Consider the following 7,205-nt stretch of genomic DNA (forward strand, 5'->3'; position numbering starts at 1 on the left):
CCTTCATCGTGGGTTACAATTACAACGGTTTTTCCCTTCTGGTGGAAATCCTCTAAAATGGAGAGGACTCGCTCAGCATTTTTCCGGTCCAGTGACCCGGTGGGCTCATCCGCCAATATGATGTCACATTTTTTAATCATCAGCCGCGCCAAGGCCACCCGCTGTTGTTCTCCGCCGGATAATTCATACACCTTTTGGTCTATCTTATCCCCAAGGCCCACATAGTCCAGGGCTTCCGCTATGGAAATCCCCGAAGCGTTGGTTTTCCGGATGAGGTTCAGGTTCTTCCGAACGGTCATGTCCTCAATGAGGACAAAATTCTGAAATAAAAATCCCACTTTATTGGCGAAATAGTCCCGGTGGGTCTTGGGGTCGTTGACGTCGATCCCATCCACGATAACTTGTCCGCCGTCAAAGGTTTCCAGGGCCCCGATGATATGCAGCAGGGTGGTTTTCCCCGACCCGCTCTCCCCAGACAGGACAATCATCTCCCCTGTGGGGATGGTCAAGGAGAAATCTTGAAAAATCTGATGTTCCCCGTAGGCTTTGTTCAATCCCGTGATGGCAATCATAGGCTCCCTCCCTTCAAAATCCGGTTCATGCTGACCCGGCCCATTTTGCGCATATAGGAAAGCAAACAGGCCAAATCCACAAGCAAGATCGCCCCGCCGCCAACCACATTGTAAAATATCCCATCCCGTCCTAGGAAATGCAGTACCAGAGAACTGATGAGAATAGCAGACACCGCGGAAATCACGGAGAGCAGCACCGGCCGCCAGTTCCGCCCAAGAGCCCCATACCCAAACAGCTTTTTCAGTGTAAGTTCCACGGCGTTGATCTTATAGTCATAAAATACCATACTCTTGAGAATGACCAGGTTGATGGCTAAGATTAAGGCAGAAAACACAATTCCCGCAGTCATATTCCGTTTGGCCCCTTCCAACTGGAAGAAATAGTTTTCCTGGGCATTGGTGCAGAAATTGACGATCCCTCTGGCCTCCAAGTCCTCCTGCTCCTGGGGGCTGACCTCCAACAAAGTATTTTGCAGAATATAGCCAAGGCTGGAAAAGGATTCGTAGCTTGAAACTCCAAGATTGTTATAAAGGATGATGGGATCTTTTTTGATGGAACTTGTAACCGTTGTCTTACTATCTTCCATTGCAATGGTATTGGTTCGCTTGCATCCAATTACTTCATAGTCATAAGGGCCTGTATAATATCCCTCCCAATTTTCCAACGCAATCTCAAGAATGGATTCGTCGTTTTTATATTTTTCCGGAAGAATAATATAGAATTTTTGCTCTAACTGCATGGTCTTTAATTCCGGAATCTGTTCCTCTAAATATGCTTTTGCGCTGTCATCGGTATAAATGTAGGTATTCTCATCTGTGAAATAATCCACAACGACGGAGACAAAGCGGTTTCTTTCCTGAAACAGCTCTTCACTCAGGTTGATCTCCCACTCCTTCCCCTGGACCGCATAGAGTTCGGAGGATGCTGGGTTGAAATAATAATACTCGCGATGGCTTTGGAAAAAGTCTCCCTGCTGGTAACAGTCTGTGCCGTCTTGGATGAGACTTAGCGTTCCATTCAGCATTAGGACGGTAAGCATCATGGCAATAAATTTATAGATATAGCTTATTTTTAGCACGTTCTTTGCGCTTTGATTGGAGGAAACATCCCTTCTAAAGTCGAGCTTTAGCATCTGTAAATACAGCAACGAGTTAAGCCCAATAAACACAAGGTATAGGATGATCGTAATCTCAATATGATATTTGATTTCCGAAAACAGGCTTGTGACGCAGAGCAGAGCAAGGAAAATTGACGTAAAAGCGACCACATCTTTCTTGATGTTCGACCAGACAAAGGCGGTAAGGGGTTCCCCGGAAACCATTCGCACCACGCCCTCTTTGCGGATCATCGCAATGTCATACATGGAGAGCAGCAACAGGAAGGTATAGACGATGGCCCACAGGCCTATGATTTCTAAGCAGTCTCCATGATCTCTGTTGACTTCTTGAGGAAAGTTTCCTGCATATTTATCAATTAACTGTTGTTTGAAGAGAACATTCTCCTCATAGGTTCCCGTCAAACAAAAATAGGTTGGAGTAAATTCCTCTGGAATCTGCTCGAAAGAGAAATGTTGGACGGTTATCGTTCCAATAGCGATACTCTTGAAGTTCCCTTCACGGACCATTCTTTCTTTTAATTTATCTTTTGTATGGTCTGTTCCATATATATCCAGGGTATAGGAAAAACTATTGTTGGTCTTTACATCAACAGTAAATGCGTCAATTCCAACTTGCTTCGCCGCTTCTGTTACATCTTCCAACAAATCTTGCTTCTGCTGCCCCTCTTGTAGGTATAGCGTTGTGGATGGGAATACGGAGAAAAAGGAGCTAACATACCATACATAAATCTCCCCAACTAGAACCAATGCCACAAAAATCAGTGCAATGCTCATTCCATATTTGGCATTTCTCAAGTCCTCACCTCCCGGTTCCTTTTTCTTCATTATACCGAATGCTCCCCAAAACGCAATACACTTTTGAAAATTTGTACACCCAAAAATCTAATCAAAAGGAGAAAACGGCCTGCCAGTCCCCCCCAAAACCTCCGTTCCCCAAGGGGGTTCTACAACGTCACCAGGGGGCTACAACTGCGGCGTTGTGGCCCCCTGGTGATGTTACAATAGGATGATTTTTTGCGGCGCACTCAGTTGGCCGCCTCCCGCCAGCGCTTTAGGGTGGGGAGGAATTGCAACAGGGCTTCCTTGGCCTCCTCCTTGCTGAGTTGGAGGCCGGCGTTTTCGTTCCATTCCTGCAAGTATTTCAGGTTGTTTTCCACCATACCCTCTAGGGTGGTGGGGTAGGTGTAGGCCCCGTGTTGGTAACAATAGGTGCAGAAGGAGGCTGACTTGCTGCCGTCTGCCTCGGTGCCGTGGAGCTCCTCCTGGTCCAGGGGCATCCCACAGCTCTGGCAGACCCCGGCGGGATAGCCCAAAAGCTGGTCGGCGGAGACCTGGAAGGTCTTGGCAATCTGTTTTAGGATGTCGGTGCTGGGTACGGTCTCCCCCGTCTCCCAGCGGGACACCGCCTGGCGGGTGACAAAGAGCTTTTGGGCAAAGGCGTCCTGGGAGAGGCCCAGGTCCTTGCGCAGGGTTAAAATCGCATCTTTCGTTTCCATCAATATGGCCTCCTGTTTTTTCTTTAGTATACACCCAGGCCCCTCTGGGGGCAAGCAACCTGTGGTTGCGCAGGGGGCAAAACAGGCCGGGGCGCAGTCCTGTGCGCCCCGGCCTGTTGTCCTGTTGTTGGGTTATCGTGCGGACACCAGCTTTTTCAAGCCCCGTGCCAGCCCCTCCACCGTGAGCTGGTACATGTCCACCACGTTGCCGATCATCTCGATGGTCTGGTAGCCGTAGTCATACTGCCACATGGCCTCCGGGATGGGGTTGAACCACACCATTTTTTGAAAACGGCTGTGCATCCGTTCCAGCCAGGTGAGGCCGGTCTCGTTGTTGTAGCGGTTATAATAGCTGCTGCCGCCGATCCAGGTGAGCTCCGAGGGGGCCATGGAGGCGTCCCCCACCACAATGACCTTATACTCCCGGCTCAGGTTGTTGATGACCCACTGGGTTTCCACGCTCTCGCCGTACATGCACCGGGGGTCGGTGTAGAGATCGGAGTACCAGCAGTTGTGGAAGTAGTAGATCCGCAGGTCCTTGAAGTTGTTGGCCCGGTTCACCGCCTGGAAGAGCTGGCTGCACAGGCTGGCGTAGGGGGACATGGAGCCCCCGGAGTCGAAGAGCAGCATCACCTTCACGTCGTTGGTCCGGGGCCGGTCGAATTCCAGTTGGAGATAGCCGGCGTTGTTGCAGGTCTCGTCGATGGTCCGGTCCAGGTTCAGCACATCCATGGGCCCCTCCTGGCGGGTGGTGAGCTGCCGCAGGCGGCGGAACGCCAGTTGGAAGGAGCGCTGGTCCAAGGTGCTGTCCTCCCGGAAGTCCCGGAAGTTGCGCTCCCCGGCCACCTGCAGGGCGTGGCGGTGCTGGCTCTCGCCCCCCACCCGGATGCCCGTAGCGGCGTAGCCAGAGTGGCCCAGGGCGGAGGTGCCGCCGGTGCCCACCCAGTATTGGCCGCCGTCGTGGCGCTCGTGCTGTTCCTTCAAGCGCTCTTCCAGCATGTCCCGCAGCTTGCCCAGGTCGAAGGTGGTGCGGGCGTCCACCTCGTCCTTGTCGTACTTCTTCATGTTCTTGGGGTCGTGGAGCCAGTCCATCAGCTCCTGGGGGATGTCCTCCATGTGCTGGACGTGTTCAAAGTAGCGCAGGAAGGTCTCGTCGAACTTGTCAAAGTCCGCCTCGGTCTTGACCAAAATGCCCCGGGCCACATAGTAGAACTCCAACAGGCTGTTCCGGCACAGGCCCAGCTTCAGGGCTTCCATCAGGGAGAGCCACTCGTTCATGGAGACGTCCAGGCCGTGGGCCCGGAGGAGGTAGAAAAAATCGGTAAACAAGGCTGCGCCTCCTCTCCCTTTACCAGCGGTAGCCGTTCTTAGGCCGGTTCTTGGCGTTCTTGACGGCGGTGAGGTCCTCGGTCTTTTTCAATAGGATGCCTGCATAGGGCAGCTCGCTTTCGATCTTCTTGGGGTCCACCCCACCCAGGCGCAGGGCTTGCAGCCAGTCCAGCAGCTCGGAGGTGGAGGGCTTTTTGGCCACAGTGGGCAGGTCCCGGACCTGATAGAAGCCCCGCATGGCCAGGTCCAGGAGGTGGTCCTCAATGTCGGGGTAGTGGGCGTGGACGATATCCCGCATCATGTCCTGGTCGGGGAAGGCGATATAGTGGAAGATGCAGCGGCGCAGGAAGGCGTCGGGGAGCTCCTTCTCGGCGTTGGAGGTGATGATCACAATGGGCCGCTCCTTGGCGGTGATGGTCTGCTTGGTCTCGGGGATATAGAATTCCATCTTGTCCAGCTCCCACAGCAGGTCGTTGGGGAACTCTAGGTCGGCCTTGTCGATCTCGTCGATGAGGAGGATCACCTGCTCGTCGGAGGAGAAGGCCTCCCCCAGCTTGCCCAGCTTGATATACTTGCCGATGTCGTCCACCCCTTCGCCGCCGAACTGGCTGTCGTAAAGGCGCTGGACGGTATCATAGACATACAGGCCGTCCTGGGCCTTGGTGGTGGACTTGATGTTCCAGATAATGAGTTTTTTCCCCAGGGCTTCGCTGATGGCCTGGGCCAGCATGGTCTTGCCAGTGCCGGGTTCCCCCTTGATGAGCAGGGGCTTTTGCAGGGCGATGGATACGTTGACGATACGCAGCAGGTCCGAGGAGACCACGTAGCTGCTGCTTCCTTTGAATTCCTTCATGAATGCGGTCCTTTCTTCCTGCCTGGCGGCTGGGGCCCCTCCGCCAGGGTCATTTTTTGAGTATTCCTCAACAGTGTACCACAGAACGGGGGGAAAGTCATGTGATTTTCCATGATTTCCCTGCTGATTTTCCGTGTTTCGCCCCTGGCTTTTTTGTATAAATGGTGAGGGTGTGCTTAGGGCAGACCCAGCAGGCAGGCCCCTTGGTAGAGCCCGATGGAGACCAGGAGGGCAAAGGCCGTCTGGTACACCAGGGTGAAGAGGAACAGCCGCCCCTGGCCCAGCTCCTGGAACCGGGCTGCCAACGCCGCCAGGCAGGGGGGGCACAGGAGGTTGAACAGCAGGAAGGACAGGGCTGCCGCCGGGGTATACAGCGCCGCCGGACAGCCCAAAATCGCCAAAGTGCCCACAATGCTCTCCTTGGCCAGCAGCCCCGTGAGGCAGGCCACCACCGCCCGCCAGTCCCCCCAGCCCGCTAGGGAGAACAGGGGGGCCAGGGCCGACCCCAGCGCCGCCAACAGGCTGTGGTCCAGGGCCCCGGAGGACAGGTAGGCAAAGCCCGTCCCCGTCCAGCCAAAGGAGGACGCCCACCACACCGCCGCCGAGGAGAGCACCAGCAGGGTCCCGGCCTTTTTCAAAAACTCCCCCAGCCGTTCCCAGGTCCGCCCCCATAGGGCGCTGGAAGGGGGGAGGCGGTAGTCGGGCAGTTCCAGCAGGAAGGGGATGTCCTCCTTGGGGAAGCGTTTGCTCCCGGAGAGGAGCCAGCTCGAGAAGAGGGCCGCGGTTAAACCCACCCCGTAGGCCGCCGGGGCCAGCCACCAGCCCCCGGGGAAGGCCAGCTGGGCCACCAGGGCGATCACCGGCAGCTTGGCGGCGCAGGGGAGGAAGGCGGCGGTGAATACCGTCAGGCAGCGGCAGCCGTGGCGCTGGATGGTCCGGCAGGCCAGGGCCCCCGGCACCGCACAGCCGCAGGCCAGGATGTAGGGCACCACGCTGCCCCCCGACAGCCCAAAGCGCCGCACTGCCCGGTCCAGCAGGTAGGCCCCCCGGGAGAGATAGCCGCAGCCCTCCAAGAAACTCAGGCAGAAGAAGAGGGCGGTGAGCTGGGGCAGGAAGCCCAGCACCGTCCCCACCCCTGCCAGCAGGCCGTCCAGGAGGAAGTCCCGGAACCACAGGGGGCAGCCCTGGCCTGTCAGCCACCAGTCCAGCAGCGCCTTCCCCCCAGGCCCCCCCAGGAGGGACACACCCCCCAAGGCCTCCCCCAGGGCCTGGGTCCAGTGCCCCACCAGGCTGATGGAGAACCAGAACATCCCCAGCATCACCGAGGCGAAGAGGGGCAGGGCCAAAACCGGGTGGAGCAGGAGCTTGTCCAGGGTCCGGGTGGCGGTGTGCCGGGGATGGGGGGCCCTGGGGCAGGCGGGGGCCACCTCCACCAGGGCCGCGTCTGCCCGGCGCAGGGTGAGGGTATAGCTGCGCAAGGACAGCTCCATAGGGTCCCCCAGGGGGGCGGTGCCCTCCACGGTGATCTCCGTGCCCCGGAGCACCCCCATGTCCAACAGCCGCCGCCGTAAGGCCCCTTCCCCCCGGACCCGCAGCACCGTCACCGTCTGCCCCAGCTTTGCCTGATCCAATGTCATCGCCTGCGCCTCCTTTGTGTGGTGGTACAAGCCTATGTGGGGGCGGGGCCCCTTAGCACCAAAGACCGGTGGGGCGGGCAGGAAAAAGCGGCACATGGGGGTTCCATGTGCCGCTTTGGGGTCGGTTTTTGGGGGGTGTGGTTCCCTTAGAACAGGGGCACCACAGCGCCCTTGTAGGTCTCTTCGATGAAGCTGCGCAC

General features: G+C 56.7%; 6 protein-coding genes. All 6 read right to left on the reverse strand.

Features of this window, described 5'->3' with window-relative positions; translation table 11 throughout:
• Positions 1 to 572: ABC transporter ATP-binding protein (locus ACTOZL_RS09700; RefSeq protein WP_482478172.1), on the reverse strand; the 572-nt coding region annotated here is incomplete at its 3' end.
• Positions 569 to 2,515 (reverse strand): hypothetical protein, encoded by a 1,947-nt coding sequence (locus ACTOZL_RS09705; RefSeq protein WP_482478173.1) that lies wholly within the window; start codon positions 2,513 to 2,515, stop codon positions 569 to 571. The genes ACTOZL_RS09705 and ACTOZL_RS09700, both read right to left, overlap by 4 nt.
• Before the next feature lie 200 nt (positions 2,516 to 2,715).
• The gene (locus ACTOZL_RS09710) at positions 2,716 to 3,186 is read right to left on the reverse strand and encodes a zinc ribbon domain-containing protein (protein WP_482478174.1); all 471 of its coding nucleotides are present in this window, start codon (positions 3,184 to 3,186) and stop codon (positions 2,716 to 2,718) included.
• A 132-nt stretch (positions 3,187 to 3,318) separates the two neighbouring features.
• Complete coding sequence (locus ACTOZL_RS09715) at positions 3,319 to 4,515, reverse strand: vWA domain-containing protein (RefSeq protein ID WP_482478175.1); 1,197 nt, start codon at positions 4,513 to 4,515, stop codon at positions 3,319 to 3,321.
• Between the two features lie 19 nt (positions 4,516 to 4,534).
• The gene (locus ACTOZL_RS09720) at positions 4,535 to 5,368 is read right to left on the reverse strand and encodes an AAA family ATPase (RefSeq protein WP_482478176.1); all 834 of its coding nucleotides are present in this window, start codon (positions 5,366 to 5,368) and stop codon (positions 4,535 to 4,537) included.
• Positions 5,369 to 5,544: 176 nt separating this feature from the next.
• Entirely contained in the window at positions 5,545 to 7,005 is a 1,461-nt protein-coding gene (locus ACTOZL_RS09725; RefSeq protein WP_482478177.1) for a nucleoside recognition domain-containing protein, read from the reverse strand.
• Positions 7,006 to 7,205: the final 200 nt, after the last annotated feature.

The organism is Evtepia sp. (assembly GCF_056797215.1).